This window comes from Belnapia sp. AC561, from assembly GCF_979252845.1.
In genome coordinates, this window is sequence record NZ_CEEDBP010000120.1 from 1 (window position 1) to 433 (window position 433).

Below are 433 nucleotides of genomic sequence, written 5' to 3' on the forward strand. Positions count from 1 at the left end.
GCTGGGCCGCGACGTGACCCTGTTTGCCACCAATGCCGGCTGCCGGCTGTTCCTGGCCGAGGCGCCCCTGGTCGCCGCCCCCCGCGAAGCGGCCCTGGCCGAGGCCGGCGTCGCCGGCATCGCTGTGCTGCTGGAGGCCGCGCAGGAGCTCGGCCTGCGGCTGATCGCCTGCGAAGCCGGGCTGCGGGCGGAACGGCTGGTGGCGGTGCCGCTGCTGCCCGGGGTGACGGTGGCCGGCGTGGCCAGCTTCCTCGCGGCGGTCGGCGATGGCCAGATCGTCACGCTGTAGCTTGACCGACCACGGGCAGGCTTGGCATGGCTGGCGGGTGACATTCCCTCGCCCCCTCGCGCTGCTGCTGCCCTGGATCGCGCTGGCCTCGCCCGCCGCCTCGCCCGCCTGGGCACAGACGAGCCTGGGGCAATCCGGCAGCCT

Annotated in this window: 1 protein-coding gene; it reads left to right on the plus strand. The window is 75.3% G+C overall.

Features of this window, described 5'->3' with window-relative positions; genetic code table 11:
• A partial coding sequence (locus AC0IW9_RS30390) for a hypothetical protein (RefSeq protein WP_471652038.1) occupies nt 1-289 on the plus strand: 289 nt, incomplete at its 5' end.
• Nucleotides 290-433 lie beyond the last annotated feature (144 nt).